This window comes from Cellvibrio sp. UBA7671, from assembly GCA_002483145.1.
Taxonomy (GTDB): Bacteria; Pseudomonadota; Gammaproteobacteria; order Pseudomonadales; family Cellvibrionaceae; genus Cellvibrio; species Cellvibrio fibrivorans.
In genome coordinates, this window is record DLHJ01000007.1 from 3923 (window position 1) to 4349 (window position 427).

Sequence of the window (427 nt, forward strand, 5' to 3'; positions counted from 1 at the left end):
TGATGATGGAAAACCTGTTATGGATTGGCATGATCGGATTGCTGTGGGCACTCATTCCTAATGAGATTCATATCGAATGGGCTAATGTCTTTTTTGATCAAGAAGATTCTGAGTTAAATAGCCTCAAACTGGCGGTGTGGTACATCGCACTGGCGTTTACCGCGCCTTTTTATGTCGCATGCGGTTTTGCCTTGTATTTGAATCGGCGCATTAAATTAGAAGCCTGGGATATCGATATTGCATTTCGCCGCATTGCCAATAAACGCCGCACCGCCACAAATCTTGCCAGCCTGATGTTCGCGATCTGTGTAGGTCTTGGATTATTTTCCTTGGATGCACAACGTAATGCCTATGCGGATGAACAATTACCGAGTATTGAACAGGCAAATAATACCGACGCTTATAAAGGCGAACCCGTCATTGAAAA

General features: G+C 44.3%; 1 protein-coding gene. It reads left to right on the forward strand.

Translation table 11 applies throughout. The features are described 5' to 3' along the window. On the forward strand, nucleotides 1-427 hold a 427-nt coding region (locus tag B4E62_RS07850), incomplete at both ends, for a hypothetical protein (protein ID WP_331351677.1).